Annotated in this window: 13 protein-coding genes and 1 tRNA gene; 3 read left to right on the forward strand and 11 right to left on the reverse strand. The window is 73.7% G+C overall.

Translation table 11 applies throughout. The features are described from left to right. Positions 1 to 75: 75 nt before the first annotated feature. Positions 76 to 516, forward strand: coding sequence for a VOC family protein (locus tag ACJ9NR_RS14270; protein WP_412487932.1), 441 nt, complete (start codon positions 76 to 78; stop codon positions 514 to 516). A 367-nt stretch (positions 517 to 883) separates the two neighbouring features. Here ACJ9NR_RS14270 and ACJ9NR_RS14275 read toward each other — a convergent pair whose 3' ends face one another. The 4 genes from ACJ9NR_RS14275 to ACJ9NR_RS14290 all read right to left on the reverse strand — a co-directional run bounded on the left by ACJ9NR_RS14275 (position 884) and on the right by ACJ9NR_RS14290 (position 7,417). Beyond that, the gene (locus tag ACJ9NR_RS14275; protein WP_412487933.1) at positions 884 to 2,299 is read right to left on the reverse strand and encodes a Cys-Gln thioester bond-forming surface protein; all 1,416 of its coding nucleotides are present in this window, start codon (positions 2,297 to 2,299) and stop codon (positions 884 to 886) included. 259 nt (positions 2,300 to 2,558) lie between these two features. Beyond that, positions 2,559 to 3,035 (reverse strand): single-stranded DNA-binding protein, encoded by a 477-nt coding sequence (locus ACJ9NR_RS14280; RefSeq protein WP_412487934.1) that lies wholly within the window; start codon positions 3,033 to 3,035, stop codon positions 2,559 to 2,561. Between the two features lie 302 nt (positions 3,036 to 3,337). Further along, complete coding sequence (locus tag ACJ9NR_RS14285; RefSeq protein WP_412487935.1) at positions 3,338 to 5,521, reverse strand: GTPase; 2,184 nt, start codon at positions 5,519 to 5,521, stop codon at positions 3,338 to 3,340. A 288-nt stretch (positions 5,522 to 5,809) separates the two neighbouring features. Then, positions 5,810 to 7,417 (reverse strand): dynamin family protein, encoded by a 1,608-nt coding sequence (locus ACJ9NR_RS14290; RefSeq protein WP_412487936.1) that lies wholly within the window; start codon positions 7,415 to 7,417, stop codon positions 5,810 to 5,812. A 320-nt stretch (positions 7,418 to 7,737) separates the two neighbouring features. On the opposite strand from ACJ9NR_RS14290, the gene ACJ9NR_RS14295 reads away from it, so the two are divergent. Next, positions 7,738 to 7,810, forward strand: a tRNA-Arg gene (locus tag ACJ9NR_RS14295). A gap of 89 nt (positions 7,811 to 7,899) precedes the next feature. On the opposite strand, the gene ACJ9NR_RS14300 is transcribed toward ACJ9NR_RS14295, so the two are convergent. From ACJ9NR_RS14300 to ACJ9NR_RS14315, 4 genes are all read right to left on the reverse strand, one after another. Next, the gene (locus ACJ9NR_RS14300; RefSeq protein ID WP_491074818.1) at positions 7,900 to 9,696 is read right to left on the reverse strand and encodes an LCP family protein; all 1,797 of its coding nucleotides are present in this window, start codon (positions 9,694 to 9,696) and stop codon (positions 7,900 to 7,902) included. Between the two features lie 225 nt (positions 9,697 to 9,921). Next, a complete protein-coding gene (gene tatA / locus ACJ9NR_RS14305) occupies positions 9,922 to 10,122 on the reverse strand; it encodes a Sec-independent protein translocase subunit TatA (RefSeq protein ID WP_412487937.1) in 201 nt (66 codons plus the stop codon). An 84-nt stretch (positions 10,123 to 10,206) separates the two neighbouring features. Beyond that, a complete protein-coding gene (mgtA, locus tag ACJ9NR_RS14310; RefSeq protein ID WP_412487938.1) occupies positions 10,207 to 12,930 on the reverse strand; it encodes a magnesium-translocating P-type ATPase in 2,724 nt (907 codons plus the stop codon). Then, the gene (locus tag ACJ9NR_RS14315) at positions 12,923 to 13,285 is read right to left on the reverse strand and encodes an ArsR/SmtB family transcription factor (RefSeq protein ID WP_412487939.1); all 363 of its coding nucleotides are present in this window, start codon (positions 13,283 to 13,285) and stop codon (positions 12,923 to 12,925) included. Before ACJ9NR_RS14315 ends, mgtA begins: the two co-directional genes overlap by 8 nt. A 369-nt stretch (positions 13,286 to 13,654) precedes the next feature. On the opposite strand from ACJ9NR_RS14315, the gene ACJ9NR_RS14320 reads away from it, so the two are divergent. Then, a complete protein-coding gene (locus tag ACJ9NR_RS14320; protein ID WP_412487940.1) occupies positions 13,655 to 14,614 on the forward strand; it encodes a D-2-hydroxyacid dehydrogenase family protein in 960 nt (319 codons plus the stop codon). Between the two features lie 15 nt (positions 14,615 to 14,629). Here ACJ9NR_RS14320 and ACJ9NR_RS14325 read toward each other — a convergent pair whose 3' ends face one another. From ACJ9NR_RS14325 to ACJ9NR_RS14335, 3 genes are all read right to left on the reverse strand, one after another. Then, positions 14,630 to 15,499, reverse strand: coding sequence for a tyrosinase family protein (locus tag ACJ9NR_RS14325; protein WP_412487941.1), 870 nt, complete (start codon positions 15,497 to 15,499; stop codon positions 14,630 to 14,632). Continuing rightward, positions 15,483 to 15,998 (reverse strand): tyrosinase family oxidase copper chaperone, encoded by a 516-nt coding sequence (locus tag ACJ9NR_RS14330; protein WP_412487942.1) that lies wholly within the window; start codon positions 15,996 to 15,998, stop codon positions 15,483 to 15,485. The genes ACJ9NR_RS14325 and ACJ9NR_RS14330 overlap by 17 nt, the downstream gene beginning before the upstream one ends. A 223-nt stretch (positions 15,999 to 16,221) precedes the next feature. Next, positions 16,222 to 16,725: a DUF5949 family protein gene (locus tag ACJ9NR_RS14335; RefSeq protein ID WP_412487943.1), complete on the reverse strand. Its 504-nt coding sequence runs from the start codon at positions 16,723 to 16,725 to the stop codon at positions 16,222 to 16,224. Between the last annotated feature and the right edge of the window lie 57 nt (positions 16,726 to 16,782).

Consider the following 16,782-nt stretch of genomic DNA (forward strand, 5'->3'; position numbering starts at 1 on the left):
CGACCGGCTCCGTCCCGGGAACATCAGTGGCCGCGTGGCCACGACCGGCCGCACAAGGAAGAAGGAGAGACCGGCATGGCGATTCAGCGGATGGACAACGTCGGCATCGTCGTCGAGGACATGGACGCCGCCATCGCGTTCTTCGTGGAACTCGGTATGGAGCTCGAGGGCAGGGCGGAGGTCGAGGGCCCCGTCGCCGACCAGTGCACCGGACTCGACGGCGTCCGCTGTGACATCGCGATGGTCCGGACCCCGGACGGTCACAGCCGGCTCGAACTGGCGAAGTACCGCAGTCCCGAGGCGATCAACGACGGGCCGCGCGACCGGCCGCACAACATCGTGGGCACGCACCGCGTCATGTTCGCCGTCGACGACCTCGAGGACACCGTTGCCCGCCTGCGCCCTCACGGCGCCGAACTCGTCGGCGGGATCGCCCGGTTCGAGGACAGCCATCTGCTCTGCTACCTCCGCGGCCCGGAGGGCATCATCGTCGGACTGGCCGAGCAACTTCACTGAGAAGGCCGAAGGCCGTCGGCGGGGGTGCTCCCCCTCTGCGTCCGCCGGGTCAGGGGCAGAGCGGCCGCGGCCGCCACTCCTGCCGTCCCCGCCGCCCCCTCCCACCGGACGCCGTGCGAGGAGCGCCAGGAGAGGACCGACCACCACGACCGCGCGGACAGCAGCGCTCCCTTGCCCAGCCAGGACCCGGCCGGGATCAGCCGGGATCAGCCGGGATCAGGGAGAGCGCCGAACCGGCGATCCGGCGGAGAGGACGCTGCCGATCGAGTCGCCGGCTCGGTTCTGCCCGCCGGTCGGGCCGGCCGGGGCCCCGGCGAGCGGGTCGCTTCGAGGACCCGTGCCGCCGGAGGCTACGGCTGCCGCGCGTTCAGTCCTGTGTCGGTGCGTTCTTCTTGCCCACGAGCACCAGGGCCGCGCCGCCGATCAGCACGAAAGCGATGGCGGCGCCCGCGATCAGCGGGGTGGTGCTGGAGCCTCCGGTGGCGGCGAGGTTGGTGTCGCCGGCGGAGCCGCCCACGGTCGCGGGGCTCGGCGCGCTGAGGATCTGCGTCGTGTCGCCACGGTCGGTGCTCTGGGTCTGGCAGTCGAGGACGCCGGTGAAACGCTTCCCGAGGCCGCCGGGTCCCTTGATCGTGAAGTCGTAGGCCTGGTCCTCCCGCAGCGGGATCGTCACCGTGCGGGACTTCCCGGCCGGGATGCTGTACTCCGTGCCCATCAGCTCGAAGGTGAACGCCTCGTCGCCCGTGTTGGCGGCGGTGACGTCCAGGCCGCCCTTGGCGCAGTTCTTCACCGCGGACAGTGCCGGTATGGCCCCCTTCTTCCCCCAGGTCGCGCTCGCGGGCGCCGAGACCGTCGACTCGCTGGAGCCGGCCAGGATCTGCGTCTGGCTACGGGTCTCCGAGGTGAAGGCACGGCCCACCGGCACGGTGGTCGAGGCCTGCACGGTGATCTCGGCCGAGCCCGCCGGGGCGTCCTCGGGGACGTCGAAGAAGATCTGGCCGCCGTTCACCGCGGACGTGAGCGGCTTGCCGTCCTTGCCGACGATCCGCACCCCGCTGGCCGCCGCGTCCGCGGGCGGTGTCACGGCCACGCCGGCCGCGTCGGTGTGCACCGTCACCGGGCCGAGCAGCTCACCGGGGTGACCGGAGACGGCGGGCGGGCTGAGCGTCAGCGACGCCTTGGGCTCGGGCAGGGCGACGGCGCTCTTCTGCAGATAGTCCGCGAGTCGCTCGGCCTGCGGGTCGACGGCGTCGACGTCGACCGCGTCCGAGTAGCGCCAGATCGCCACCTGGGTGCCGGCCGCCGCGTCCTGCTCGGTCAGGCCGCCCTTGACCCCGGCCTTCGCGGCGAGCGACGCGAGGTCGTTGACCTGCGGGTAGGAGTTCTGCAGGATCCACCGGATCTTGCCCGCGTCGTTGTTGGTCCCGAGCGACGTGCCGCTCCAGGCGGTCTCGTGGTACTTGGCGTCCCGCTGGGTGGGGTTGTGGATGTCGACGCAGTACGTCTGCAGGGTGCCACCGCCGTCGACGGACATCTCGAACAGGCCCGCCGACACCTGCTGGTCCCCGGCGGCGTCGTGGACCACCGCGGCGCCGTACGTCTTGAGCGGGCCTATGGTGGCGGTCGCCCCGCCCTGGCTCTGGGTCGTCTGCTCCGCGTCCGCGACGGCCGTTCCGGCGCCGGCGGACACGCCGACGGCCATGAGACCGGACACCAGGGCCACGGCGGCGAGACGGGCGGCCCCTCGCCTGCGCACGGACGGCGCGGAGAAAGAAGAAAACACCACATTCCCCTTCGAGCAGGGCCATGGACGTGGGGGAGATGGTCCCACCAGCGGAATCAGAGGCCCCGAGAGCTATGCCCGGCATCCTAGGGACGCGGGACATCGCACCTGCCGGTCATATCGTCGGACAAGCGATCCGAATCGGAATCGTTATCGCCGAGACGGCCTATGAGCAGGGCTTATCGACAAATCCACCGGATCGTTCGGAACTCATTCGCCGATAAGCCGCACGACGGTCACCTCGGGGCAGGGACTGACATTACGTCACCGCCACTGAAACGGAACGGTGTTGGGGCGCCGCCGTCTCCGACTCACCAGGCGGAGTCTCCCAGTTGGGCTCGGGGGGCTGCCGGTCCGGGGCGGCCGCACCCGCCTCCGGCCTGCCCGTGCGCCGGAAGGCGGAGGTCCCCCGCGTGAGATCGTGGCCGATCGCCACCGCCTCGAGATCCGCCGAGGTCCAGTTCTGCCCCTCCCGCGCCTCCGTACGCACCTTGAGCCTGCCCTGCACGACGACAGGGTCACCGACGTTGAGCGACCCCGACACGTTCAGGGCCAGTTGCCGCTTCGCCCACACCGTGAAGAAGTTGGTGTGGCCGTCGGTCCACTCGTTCTTCTCCCGGTCCAGATACCGCGAGGTCACGGCCAGCCGGAAGCGCGCCGACGGCCCGGTCGCCGACTCCCGGAACACCGGCTGAGTCGCCACGTTCCCCACGGCGCAGATGATCGTCTCGTTCATCGCGAACCCCTCCCTCTCCCGGCCGCCGGGCCGGGCGGACATGCCTACGGGCCCGTCCCGTACGGCTGCGTCTGCCGCGGCGACCGGTCTGCCGTGGTCGCCGCGAAGCCCAGACTGCCTCCGTCGGGCCGAGCCCGCTGAGCGCTGTGGACCGTCCACCGCCTGTGGACAACTCCGTCACCCCGACGAGTGATCATGTGACGCGGGACCGGCCGTCACACTCCGCGGACGGCCACCTCACCACAGGTCAGGCGCCCGGAGCCCGGGTCACCGGCCGCCTCCCCGCCGCCGGTCCGCTCCCCTCACCGCGTGACGACCCCCACCCCCGTGACCCGCCCGTACTGCTCGCGCACCTCCCGGTACCGCAGCAGTTCGGCCGCCACGGGATCCAGCACCCGGGCTCTCCCGCACCCGGCGGCCGCCTCCCGCAGCCGCCGTTCCGCCTCGGTGCCGTAGCGGCGGGCGGGCCCGCGTGCCGCCATGCGGCAGCTCCACTCGACGATCGGGCCCCCGATGATGCCGGCCAGCATCAACAGCACCGGCACCCCCAGGTTCGGCGCCATGAACCCGATGATCTGCCCCAGCAGCCAGAGCCCGCCCACGACTTGGAGAAGGGTCATCGACGCCTGGACCAGCACGGCCGCAGGCCACCAGCCGGGCCGCGGCGGGCGGCCGGGCGGCAGTCCGGCCCGTGTCGCCAGGGCGTCCAGCGCCTCGGGCAACCCCTGCGAGCCCCGTACGGCCGCCTCGCGCACCGCCTGCGCCCAGGGCGCGGGCAGCCCGGTCGAGGCGCGGTCGGCCAGCGTCCGTACCGCCTGCTCGACCCGCTGGCGTGCCGTCGCCTCCTCGTCCGTCGGGGCACGCAACGGCAGCCGTCCCGTGGCGGGTTCGGACCGGTCCTGGTACCACCGCCACAGCCGCAGCCAGGGCGTCCCGCAGGCGCGGTTGGCGTTGCGCAGCCACGCGCGTTCGGCCGCCTCGCCCGCGGCGGAGGCACCCACCGCGTCCGCGAGCCGGGCGGCGAACTCGTCGCGCGCCTCCTCGCTCAGGCCGGTCCGCCGCCGCGTGGCGTAGAGGGGCCGCAGCCCCGCCGCGGCGGTGTCCAGGTCGGCCGAGATGCGGCGCGCGGGCGCCCCCCGTTCCGCCACGAACTGCCCGAGTGCCTCGCGCAGTTCCCCGACGCCCTCTCCGGTGAGCGCGGAGAGGGCGAGCACGGTGGCACCGGGTTCGCCGTACTCGCCCAGCGCGATGCCGTCCTCGTCGAGCAGCCGCCGCAGGTCGTCGAGGACCTGTTCGGTGGCCTCACCGGGCAGCCGGTCGGTCTGGTTGAGGACGACGAACATGACCTCCGCGTGTCCCGCCATGGGGCGCAGATAGCGCTCGTGGAGCATCGCGTCCGCGTACTTCTCGGGGTCGACGACCCAGATGACGGCGTCGACGAGGGCCAGGACGCGGTCCACCTGCTCACGGTGCTGCACGGCCGCGGAGTCGTGGTCCGGCAGGTCCACCAGGACGAGCCCGCGCAACTGCGCCTCGGCCTCGGGGTTCTGCAGCGGACGCCGGCGCAGCCGGGGCGGGATGCCGAGCCGCTCGATGAGGCTCGCCCCGCCGTCGCTCCAGCTGCACGCGATCGGCGTCGCCGTGGTGGGACGCCGTACGCCCGTCTCCGAAATGGGCACCCCGGCGAGCGCGTTGAACAGCTGCGACTTGCCGCTGCCCGTCGCGCCCGCGATGGCGACGACGGTGTGCTGCCCGGAGAGTCTGCGCCGCGCCGCCGCCTCGTCGAGCACCCGGCCGGCCTCGGCGAGCGTCCGGCTGTCGAGCCGGGTGCGGGAGAGCCCCACGAGTTCCCGCATCGCCTCGAGCCGCGAACGCAGGGGGGCGTCGTACACGAGCGGGCCCGCGACCTGGGCGCCGTATCCCCTGGTCTCCACGGGGAGGACGGGCTCGGCCCCCGCGCTCTCCTCGCTCACGCGCCGCGCGATCAGGCCGTCGTCCCAGGCTCCGCCCGCGTCCGCGACGTCCGCGCGCGGGGCGTCCGCCCGGGCCGACTCCCTGCGACGGGAGGCGGCCCCGCGCTCCACGCGCGCGTGGCCGTCGTTGTCGTGCGCGCCGTCCTTCTCCGCACGCCTGCGGGCACGCCTGCCGCCGTCGGACTCGCGTCCCGCGGCGTCCGCCTCTTCCCCCGGGCGCCCCTTCCCGCCCTTCCCGAAGATGCGTCTCCCGGGACCGCCCTTCGCGGAGGAGCCACCTGAGAGACGGTCCGACGAACCCCCTGAGGAACTCCCTCCGGCAGCCCCCTTCCCGGAGCCGCCCTTCCCGGAGACTCCCTTCCCGGAGCCGTCCTGCTCCGAAGCCCCCGTCCCGGAGATCTCCCCGCAGACGCCCTGCTCCGAAGCCCCCGTCCCGGAGGCCTCCCCGAAGGCGCCCTCCCCTGAGGTGCCGTCTGCGGAAATGCCCTCCCCGGAGGCGCCGTTTTCGGGCATGCCCTCCCCGGAGGGCTTCTTCCCGGACGCGTTGTCCTCGGAGGCACGCCCACCGGGACGCCGGCCCCCGGAAACACGCCCATCGGCACGCTCGGCCCCGAAGACGCTCTCATCGGGGTGCTCGCCCCCGGAAGCGCACCCTTCGGCACGCTCGCCCCCGGAGACGCTCTCATCGGGTTGCTCGCTGCCGGAAGCGCGTCCATCGGGGCGCTCGTCCCGGGTGGCGCCCTCGTCCCCCGCTCGATCGGCGTGGTCCGTGTGGTCCTGGTCAGTGACGGCAGTCACCGGTCACCTCTCCTTCTGCAGTACGGACAGCGCGGCGATGAGTTCGGCCTGGGGCTCGGGGTGGACGTCGAGGGCGTCGAGCGGCGCGAGGCGGCGCTCGCGCTCGGTGTGCATGACCCGGTCGAGATGTTCGGCGAGGAGCCGCCCGCCGCGGTCGCGCAGCCGCAGTGCGCCGTGCGCGCCGATCCGTTCGGCGAGCCCTTCGCCGGCGGAGCGCGCCCGGCGGCCGCCCAGCAGCACGGTGGCGACGAGTACGGCGATGACCTCGGGGTCCGGCGCGACGTTGCGGTCAAGCTCGCGCACCTCCTCCTCGGCGTACTCCTCGAGCTCGCGCCTCCACCGCCGTACGGCGAGCCCGATGCGGTGTTCGGCGCTCTCCAGGGACGGGTCACGTTCGCTCAGCTCCGGCGCGCGCGCCGCGGGTTCACGTCGCCAGGCGTCGTCCACGCGCTCGTCGGCGGCGGTGACCGCGCACAGCAGGAGCGCGGCCAGGCTCTCCACGAGCGCGTCGAGGAGCTCACTGGCGGAGCAGTCCAGCGGGAACGCGCGCCAGCGCTTGAGCGCGTCCCCCGCGAGTACGGCGCCGGCCTGCAGGCGCCCCCGCACGCGCGCGTGCTCGCTGTCGTACGCCGTGTCGACGGCGGAGGTGAGCCGGAGGGCGGCCGCGTACTGGGCGGCGGCGGCACCGGCGAGTTCGGGCATCCGGGCCTTGAGGGAGTCGAGCATCCCTTGTGCGGTACGGGCCATGGCGTGCTGCCGGGCGGCCGGATCCTGCGCCAGGTGCACCAGCCAGGTCCGCAGCGAGGCGACGGCGGTGGCCGGCAGCAGCCCGCTCCCCCAGGCGGACTCGGGCAGTTCCGGCACCGTGAAGCGCGGCACGTCGCCGAGACCGGCCTTGGTGAGCAGCGCGCCGTACTGCCGGGACACCTCGGAGACGACCTGGTGCGGCACCCGGTCCAGCACCGTCACCAGGGTGGCGTCGTACTCCTTGGCGGTACGCAGCAGATGCCAGGGGACGGCGTCGGCGTACCGGGCGGCCGTGGTCACCATGATCCAGATGTCGGCAGCACAGACGAGTTCGGCGGCGAGGACGCGGTTGTCGGCGACGAGGGAGTCGATGTCGGGGGCGTCGAGGAGGGCGAGGCCGCGCGGCATCGTGTCGGCGGTCTCGACGCGCAGTACGCGCGCGGGGTCCTCCCCCGGGAGCAACAGTTCGTCCCCGGTGTCCCGATGGGGCACCCACACGCGCGTGAGGTCGGGCAGCACCCTCATCCCACTGAACCAGTGATGGTCCTCCGGATGGCAGACCAGTACCGGTGTCCGCGTGGTCGGCCGCAGCACGCCCGCCTCGCTGACCCGCCGCCCCACGATCGAGTTGACGAGGGTCGACTTGCCGGCACCGGTGGAACCGCCCACCACCGCCAGCAAAGGCGCTTCGGGCTCCCTCAACCGGGGCACCAAGTAGTCGTCGAGCTGTGCGAGCAGTTCGTCGCGGTTGGCACGCGCGCGTGGAGCCCCCGCCAGGGGCAGCGGGAAGCGTGCGGCGGCGACACGGTCGCGCAGGGCGGAGAGTGCGTCGAGCAGCTGAGGCCGTACGTCCAAGGTCACCACATGCGAAGAATGCCCAATTTTAGGGGAATTCTGAAGCATATGAGCATGTCTGCGCGCCGACCAGACACAAGGGACGGAAGGGATGACTGGGACGCAGGCACAGTCCAGGCATAACGAGTGCACAACACCCGGTGCGCCAGAGGCCAAAAGCGATGCACGATTCGTACCTGCCTGCGATTATCAGGACCGCTTCACCGAACCTCCACATCGAGCCACGGAGGGGAAGCAACAGGGACACGGACGCGGGAGCCCTATCCTTGTCCCCGGCAACGTCACGGAACAGCCCACACCAGGGCACCACGACAGAGGCCACACACCCGGCCCCCGTAGCTCAGTGGATAGAGCAGGCGCCTTCTAAGCGCTTGGCCGCAGGTTCGAGTCCTGCCGGGGGCGCCCAGTCTCCGCCCTCCCCCTCGGGAGGGCTTTTCTGTCGGACCGGACGGCCCGGAGGCCGGACGGCCCGGAGGCCGGGCCCGGGTGCCTCAGGGCGCCGAGTCCTTCTTTCCGTCGGCCGCCGCGTACGCCTGCGCCGGGGTCATCGCCACGCCATTGATCTGCACCGTCCTGTACGGGCTGACCTTGGCGCAGCCCTTGGCCTTGTCGGCGGTCTGGGCGTGGGCGTCGGCGACCGCCGCGTGCGTGTCGGCGGGGGCCGCCGAGGAGGAGCCGCCCGAGGAGCCGTAGGTCGTGCCGGTCAGCCAGTCGCTGCCGATGACGAGGACCACGCCGGCGGTGCTGCCCCGGGTGAGGTGCGAGGCGGGCAGACCGAGCGCCGCGGCCGCCGTCCGGGCCTGCGCCTGCTGTCCGGGGCCGTAGGTGATCGTCGTCTTCGCGGAGTGCTCGGGGGCGTTGCCCGTGGTCGTGTTCCGGCTGAAGCCCTTGGCGGTCAGGGCCTGGGCGACCGCCGAGGCCCGTCCGGCGGTGGTGGTGCCGTTCTCGACCTCCACGGCGACCTCGGAGGCCGGCACGGTGGCCGACGGGGACGGGGACGGGGAAGCGGACGTCGCCGACTTCTTCCCGCCGTCGCTCGACGTCAGCGACTGGTCGTTGGCGATGGTCGCGAAGAGCGACTTCGCGGCGGCCGCGGGCACGACGCGGTCGGAGTTCGTCGGGTCGGCCGCGGTCTGCATCGTGGTGAACGTCATGCGTTTCGAGGGCACCTTGTTCAGGTCGTTCGCCAGGCCGACGAGCTTGCTGACGCTGCCCAGGCCGGTGTCCACGGTGAGCGCCTTGGTGGCGGCGTCGGCCAGCGAGTAGACCTTCGCCGGATTGGCCAGCGTGCCCGCGCTCTTGAACTTGCGGATCATGGCGCTGAGGAAGAGGTGCTGGGAGACCGTACGGCCCAGGTCGCTGCCGTCGCCGAAGCCGTGCCGGGAGCGGACGAACTCGAGCGCCGCCTTGCCCTTGAGGGTGTGCGTGCCCTTGGCGAGCTTCAGATGCGAGTAGGTGTCGTAGACATTGCCGCTGACGCAGACCGACACCCCGCCCACCGCGTCGGACATCTTCACCACACCGGCGAAGTCGAGCATCACGAAGTGGTCGATGGTGATGCCGGTGAGCTGGTGCACGGCGGCGACCTGACAGGCCGCGCCGTACTGCAGCGCGCTGTTGATCTGCCCGTGGTAGCCGGACGTCGACTGGCCGCTGTCCGGGTCCTTGCAGGCGGGGATCTCGGTCATGGTGTCGCGCGGGATGCTCATCACGGTGGCGTTGGAGCGGTCGGCGGAGACGTGCACGACCATCTCCACGTCCGCGTTGTGCCCGGCGGTCGAACTCGCCGAGCCGCAGCCGCCGCCCAGTTTGCAGTCGGCGGCGTTGTTCCGGCCGTCCGAGCCGATCACCAGGATGTTGATCGGGGTGCGGCCGAAGGCGTCCGCCTTCTCCTTGCCGCCGGCGCCGTCGTCGATCGAGACGCTCTTGATGTTGCCGTTCAGGTGCTCGTACAGCCACGCGCCCGCGCCCGCGGTGACCAGGATCAGCGCGGACACCGTGAACAGGGCTATCCGGGCCAGCCTTCTGCGCCGGGCGACGGGTTTGGCCCGCCGGCCCGCGCGGCGTCCCCGGGCGCGTGCCGCCTGCCGGGCGGCCGCCCGGCCTCCGTGCGAGGGGGGAACCGATTCACCGTCCGTGTGGCGCTGCCGCGGCACATGGGCCTGGTGATCGCCCGCGGCCGTGCGGTCACGCGCGGCCGACCGGCCTCGCGCGGCCGAGCGATCGCGTGCGGCCGAGCGGTCACGCGTGGCCGCACGGCCGTGGCCTTCACCCCAGGGGTCGCTCACGTCCCACTCCCTCTGCTCTGGCCGACGCCAACCGCCGACGCGACGGCCGGGAGCAGGACACCGCCCCGCACGTCGGGGCGCACCCCACGGACTGGATGATTGCGCAATATAGCAACTGTGGCTGAGCGCGCAGGTGGTTCACACCACACGCACGGGCTGCGACAACACGGTTACAGCACCGCTCCTCGGCCCCTCGGCCCCTCGGCTCAGTGGCTCGTCAGTGACTCAGCGGACCGCGCCGTCGCCGGGTGCGGAGTGGACGGCTGCGCCCTCGTCGTCCTTCATCGCCTTCGCCTCGCTCTTGAGGATCCGCATGGACTTGCCCAACGCGCGGGCCGTGTCCGGCAGTTTCTTCGATCCGAACAGCACGATGATGACGATCGCCAGGACCAGCAGGTGCCACGGTTCCAGTCCGTTGCGGAGCATGCCGCCCACCCCTCTCCACGCCCAATGGTTGCTATATTGCGCAACTGTACAACCAACACGGCCGCGTTCCCCCCTGCCCCGCCCCTACGGGCTCCGCTCCTCCCGCTCCCGCTCCCGCCTCTCCTGCTGCTCACGCCCCTCCCGCTCGCGCCTCTCCTGCTGCTCCCGCTCGCCCTCCGCCCGCTCCCACGCCTCCCGCCGACGCTCCTCCCGCGCCCGGACCGCCACCAGTCCCGCCGCGTACAGCGCGAGTACGGCCGCCAGCAGCAGGTAGTACAGCGGCGGCAGCGGCGACAGGCCGAGCAGCGAGCCCAGCGGGGACACCGGCAGCAGCAGCCCCGCGGCGGCCAGCGCGCCCGCCGCCCAGCCGATCGGTCCCGGCCCGCCCCGGGCCGCACGCCGCCGCCCGGCGCGCAGCAGCACCATCACCAGCGCCTGCGTGAGCAGGTTCTCGGTGAACCAGCCCGAGTGGAACGCCGAGGCGTCGTCCAGCCCCTCGAACCCGCTCAGGGCGAACGCCAGCACACCGAAGGTGGCGAGGTCGGCGACCGCGTTGAGCAGGCCGAAGCCGGCGATGAAGCGCAGCAGCCCGCGCGGGCGCAGCACGGTCGGACGGCGCAGCGCCGACGGCGGCGGCCGGTCGTGGGCGAAGGCGAGCTGGGCGACGTCGAAGCACAGGTTCTGTGCCAGCACCTGTGCCGGGAGCATCGGCAGGAAGGGCAGCAGGAGGCCGGCCGCGAGCATCGCGATGACGTTGCCGAGGTTGGAGGAGAGGGTGATGCGCAGATACGTGGCGATGTTGCCGCCCGCGTACCGCCCGGCCGCGATGCCGTGGGCGATCGCCGTGAGGTCCTTCTCGGCGAGCACCACGTCGGCGCCCTCCCGTGCGACGTCCACGGCCTCACGCGGTGCGATGCCGACGTCGGCGGCGCGCAGGGCGGGCAGGTCGTTGACCCCGTCGCCGAGGTGGCCGACGGTGTGCCCGCCCGCGCGCAGGGCGGTGGCGACCCGTGCCTTGTGCTCGGGGACGCAGCGGGCGAAGACGACGGTACGGGCGGCGGCCCCGGCCAGTTCGGGATCGGTGAGGCCGTCCATGCGCTCACCGGTCAGGACGCCGTCCGGCGGTACCTCGACGCCCAGGTCGCGGCAGGCACGCAGAGCCGTGCCCGGATGGTCACCGGTGAGCACCCTGACACGGACGCCCCGGTCCGCGAGGCCCCGCAGCGCTTCGGCGGCGGTCGGGGCGAGCGCGTCCTTGAAGGTGACGAAACCCCGCAGTCGCAGGCCCCGTTCGTCGGCCGGCGTGTAGGCACGCGCGCGTGCGGAGCGTTCGGCGGTGGCGACCGCCAGCACCCGCAGCCCTTCGTCCGCCAGCCGTGCGGCGCACGCGAGCAGCTCCGCGCGCGCCTCGTCCGCCAGTACGCAGCGCTCCAGTACGGCTTCGGCGGCCCCCTTGACGACCAGGGTGTGCACGCCCGGCCGGCCCGGGGTCCGGACGACGGCGGTCGCCAGGCGCCGCAGCGGATCGAAGGGGAGGGCCGCCACGCCGTCGTACGCCATGACGCCGTCGTCGTCGGCCGCGTCGAGGACCGCGCCGTCGAGGGCGTCCGGTGCGGGCAGGTCGGCGAGCTGGAGGGTCCACCAGGCGTTCACCGCGGCCCAGCGCAGCACCTCGGGGTCGTCCCGCCCGTCGGGGGCCAGGGCCCGGTGCAGGACCGGCCGGTCCTGGGTGAGCGTGCCGGTCTTGTCCAGGCACAGCACGTCGACGGCGCCGAGGTCGTGCAGCGCGGGCAGCCGCTTGACGATCACTCCGTGCCGCCGGGCCAGCAGCGAGGCCCCGCGCGCCAGGCACAGGGTGACGATGACCGGCAGCATCTCCGGGGTCAGTCCCACGGCGACCGCGACGGCGAACGGCAGTGTCTCGGGGCCGCGGCCGCGCAGGGCGGCGCCCGCCATCAGGACCAGCGGCGGGGTCAACAGCATGAACCGGATGAGGATCCAGGAGATCCCGTGCACCGACCGGTCGAAGGCGCTGGCCTCCCGGCGGCCGCCCGCACCGCCGTGCGCGGCGGCGAACCGGGTCCGCGCGCCGGTCGCCACGACCACCGCGGTGGCGCTCCCGGAGGCGACACTGCTGCCCTGGAAGCAGAGCTGCGGCCGGTCGAACCCGCCGCCGGCCGTGCCCGCCGTCTCGTCGGCGCTCTTGGCGACCGGCGCCGACTCGCCCGTCAGCGGCGCCTGATGCACCGTCAGGCCCTGCGCGCGCAGCAGTCGTACGTCGGCCGGGACCAGGTCGCCGGGGCCGAGCCGGATCACGTCCCCGGGCACCAGCTCGTCCACGGGGAGCTCCCGCACCTCCGGCGGCAGGTCCTCCCCGTCCCGGCGCAGGACGGTGACCGTGGTGGCGACCAGGCGGCGCAGCCCGGCCATGGACCGGTCGGCGCGGTGCTCCCCGGACGCCCGCAGCGCACAGCTCACCGCGACCAGCAGGAGGATCACGCAGGCGGTGCCCCAGGAGGCGACGGCCGCCGAGACCAGGCCGAGGCAGAGCAGCACGGCGGTGAACGGGTCGCGCACGCTGCGGGCCAGCGCCGACGGCCAGGTGGAGGCGCGGCGCCCGGGCAGCGTGTTGGGGCCGGCACGTGCCTGCCGACGCGCCGCCTGCTCCTCGGTCAGGCCGCGTGGACCGCTGTCCAGGTGCCGCAGCGTCTGCAGCAGGGTCGCCGCACCGGGCTCCCCCGGCGCGCCGACGGCCCGGCCGACGGACGCGCCGTCAGCCGGCTCCGGGGCGGCGGCGCAGTCAGCCACCGGTCCCGCGCAGCCTGTGCACGGACGCCGGGGACCCCTCGGTGCGCGCCGCGAGCTGGCCCACCATCACCCGGACCACGGTGACGACGTCGGAGTCGTCCACGAAGTAGATCTGGCGCCGCCCCTCACGCCGGGAGCGCACCAGCCCGGCGAGCTTGAGCTTCGCCAGGTGCTGGCTGACGGCGGGCAGCGCCCCGCCGACCCGGTCCGCGAGATGCGTGACGTCGCTCTCGCCCTGGGCCAGCGCCCACACGATGTGCAGCCGGGCCGAGGACGCCAGCAGCCCGAAGGCGGCGGCCGCCTCCGTGAGCACCTCGGCGGAGGGGTCCTCGAAGCCACCGGTGTCTGCCGCCACAGTCCTTCTCCCGTCCCGCCCTGGTCCGCGCGCCGCACCGCGCCGGTTCAGTCTAGGTGCCCGTACGGACTCGCCCGGGGCCCTGTGGACAGCGGCTCGCTCGAGCCGCCGGCCGCCCCCAGGCGTCCGGTCGGCCAGGGGCCACCCGGCGTCCGCCGCGCCCGTCCGGGTCGCCGGCTTCGTCGTCCCGGTGGTCCTCGCCGTCCGCCGTGCCGCTCGCGTCCGGGCCGGGGCCCGTGGCCTCGCCGGGTGACGCGCGGGCGCCCGCCGGCGACGGGCGGTCGCCCTCTCCGAGGGCGCCGACTGGGCCACCGGCCGCCCGCGGCGCTATCAATGACGTGCACCGGGACACCGACGAAGGGATACGCCGTGCGGCTGCGCTGCGCTGTGCTCGACGACTACCAGCAGGTCGCGACCGAGATCGCCGACTGGTCGCCCGTGGCCGACCGGGTGGAGACCGTCGCCTTCCCCGAACACGTCGCCGGCGAGGACGAACTGGCCGCGGCGCTGGCCGGCTTCGACATCGTCGTCACCCTGCGCGAGCGGGTGCCCTTCCCGGCCTCCCTGTTCGCCCGTCTGCCCCGGCTGAAGCTCCTCGTCGCCTCCGGGATGCGCAACAGCGTCATCGACTACGCCGCCGCCGAGGCACACGGTGTCACCGTGTGCGGCACCGCGAGCACCTCGACGCCGCCCGTCGAACTGACCTGGGCCCTGCTGCTGGGCCTGGCCCGCGGCATCGTCCAGGAGACCGGTTCGCTGCGCTCCGGCGGGCCCTGGCAGCAGACGGTGGGCGCCGACCTGCACGGCCGCCGGCTCGGTCTGCTCGGCCTCGGCAGGATCGGCAGCCGGGTCGCCCACGTGGGCCTCGCCTTCGGCATGCACGTCAGCGCCTGGAGCCAGAACCTCACCAAGGAGTACGCCGACGAGGTGGGCGTCCACCTCGCCGCCTCCAAGGAGGAGCTGCTGTCGGACAGCGACTACGTCTCCGTCCACCTCGCCCTGAGCGACCGCACCCGCGGCCTGCTCGGCCCCGCCGAACTCGCCCTCCTCAAGCCCACGGCGTACCTGGTCAACACCTCCCGCGCCGCGATCGTCGACCAGGACGCCCTGCTCGACGTCCTGCACGGGGGCCGCATCGCCGGTGCGGGCGTCGACGTCTTCGACGTCGAACCGCTCCCCGCCGGCCACCCGATGCGCACGGCGCCCCGCCTGCTCGCCACACCGCACCTCGGCTACGTGTCGCGGGCGAACTACGAGACGTACTACCGGGAGGCGGTGGACGACATCCGGGCGTTCCTGGACGGATCCCCGGTACGGCGCCTGGGCTGAACCGGGCCCGGCCGGTCAGGCGTACCGGTAGATCCCGCTCACGTCCTCCAGCTGGCGCGGCGTCACGCCCCACGGCGGCATGCGCTCGTCCCGGGCGACGACCCGCCCGCGCTGCTCGTCGCCGGGCCCGGGCGCGGCGGCCGGCAGATAGCGCGCGCTCTTCTTGTGCCGCCGCTGCCAGCGGGTCCACTGCAGGTCGACGAAGGCGTGGTGCAGCCAGAACGCGGGGTCGTTGACGGAGGCACCGCCGAGCATGGCGCCGCCGACCCAGCGGTGCACGCGGTTGTGGTTGCGCCAGGGGACGTGGTCCTTGCCGGTCCCCCACCCCTCCAGCTTGTTGCGGAACCCCGTGGTGCAGGTGGAGTCCCAGGGAGAGGTGTCGTAGACCTTGTCGGCGAGCGCCGCGTCCAGGTCCTTCTTCGTCGGCAGCGTGATGGGGTCCCGGGCGCGCCCGAGGTCCCGGGTGAGGAACACGCCGTCGGTGACGCCCACCCGGATCGGCCAGTGGCCCTGCGCGTGGGCGAACGGCCCGCTGACGACCTGGCGGTCGGGGCTGCGCCCGTTGCCGCCGAGAAGGTCGTCGGTCCAGGGCGTGGACGTCGTCGTGCGGTCCCGCGTCCAGTCCCAGTACGGCACCGTCACCGACGGGTCGACCCGCTGCAGGGCCGCCTCCAGGTCCAGCAGGAAGCGGCGGTGCCAGGGCAGGAAGGAGGGCCCCATGTGCGCCGCGCGCAGACCCTCCTCGCCGTCCGCGGTGTAGTACGCCAGATGCAGCCGTACGAACTCGTCGTACACGCCCCGCCGTTTGATCTCGAGCAGCGCGTTGACGAACCGCCGCCGCTCCTCGCGCGTCAGCTTGCCGGCGTTCTTACGCACGTACGCCATGGTGTCCCCCCGTGTGCGCGCCGCTCTCGCCGAGCGGGCCCGGCGCCGGGTCGCGCAGCCGCTGCCCGGGACCGAGTTCGTCGACGGCCGCCCGGGTCGCCGCCAGCGAGGTCCGGTACGAGCTGTAGTGGTCGACCATGGTCAGCCATGTGCCGTCGGCACGCCGCATCAGGTGCAGGGGGTGGCCGTCGACGGTGACCAGCCACCCGCGCCCCGCGGCCCCGCACACACCGGCGGCCGGCGGCGTGCCCTTGATGTGACGGCCGCGGTAGACCTCGTCGAAGGCCCGCTCCGGCCCGTCCCGGGAGCCCTCGGAGCCGGTCAGGGCCCGCGGGGCGCGCGAGGCGCCGACGAGCGGGCCGAGCGCGAGGGCCGCGGCGGAGGCGAGCAGCCGACGCCTTGTCACCCGCCGGGTCCGCCGCCGCGGCCCGTCGTCCGCCCGGGTCCCGGTCCCCGGTTCGGCGCCCGTCACCGCACCGTCGTCAGCACCGACCGTCATGGCTCACTCCTTCGGACAGATCCTGATGTCCGCAGCGGTAAACCACAGGACGGGCCGCACCGTCACCACCGGTACGGCCATACGGCCCTGTCCTGGCACCCCTGAGGAGTCAGCTCGTCCGGATGTCCCACCGGCGCGCCGGGACCAGCAGGCCCACGACGCCGATGTACGGCACGGGCGGCACCCGGGCGCCGCGGCCCCGGTGGCCGGCGGCCCCGCCGTGTCAGGCGCGCGGGCCCTGTGCCGGCAGGACGACGTGTGCGGCGGCCCGCAGGGTCTGCTCGGCGCTGACGAAGGAGGCCAGTGTCTCCTCCTCGATCGGCCGGCCCGGCCTGCCCTCCGGCCAGGGCCGGGTGGTGAACACGAGGTAGGCGTAACCGCGTTCGGCGATCGCCGTCAGCCAGGCCGGCGGGGCGGCGCACCGCGCGCCCAGCTGCGGCAGGTCGACGACGGCCTCCCCGGCCTCGACGTGGAGGGTGATGGAGAGGGCCGGCTCGGCGGCGGTGCCGTCGACGAGCTCTCCGCCGGCCGTCAGCCCGTTGCTCGCCAGCAGCGCCTCGATCGCGGCGGCCGTCGTCTCCGGACCGCCCTCGGCGTCCCCGAGGGAGTAGATCAGCAGATACGGCATGTCGGCACCGTCGGCGGCCGCGCCGCTCCAGGGCAACAGGACGAGCGTGCCGAGCTGGGCGAGCTCGAAGGGACGCGTCTCGCTGGGAGTGGAGGTCACCGCGCATCTTCTTTCAGAAACGTCATCGTGTTCCTTTCGCGGCGCCCGGCACCGCCT

This window comes from Streptomyces sediminimaris, assembly GCF_047049295.1.
GTDB lineage: Bacteria > Actinomycetota > Actinomycetes > Streptomycetales > Streptomycetaceae > Streptomyces > Streptomyces sediminimaris.